General features: G+C 50.6%; 1 protein-coding gene. It reads right to left on the reverse strand.

Annotated features, from left to right (window positions below; genetic code table 11):
* The coding region (locus CWB99_RS23725) for an ATP-binding cassette domain-containing protein (protein ID WP_138686248.1) at positions 1 to 326 on the reverse strand (326 nt) is incomplete at both ends.

Genomic DNA, 326 nt, shown 5'->3' on the forward strand with positions numbered 1-326 from the left:
TCGGGCAAGCTCTGTAACAGCGCTTTAGTGTATGGGTGGCGCGGTTGAGCAAACACTTTTTTGGTGGGTCCGGCCTCCACCATTTGCCCGCAATACAGCACGTGCATACCATGCGTCCAGTCAGTCAATTCTTCGAGTTCATGAGAGATCATCAGAATCGACATATTTTTAAGCTGATTTAAACTTTTCAGTAGTCGAAATACTTGCGCTCGTGTGGTGCTCTCCAAGGCTGTGGTCGGCTCGTCGGCAATAAGTAGCTTAGGGGAGCGAGCGATGGCCATCGCGATCATCACCTTTTGGCACACGCCTTCTGACAACTCATGTGG

Source organism: Pseudoalteromonas rubra, from assembly GCF_005887095.1.
Lineage (GTDB): Bacteria > Pseudomonadota > Gammaproteobacteria > Enterobacterales > Alteromonadaceae > Pseudoalteromonas > Pseudoalteromonas rubra_E.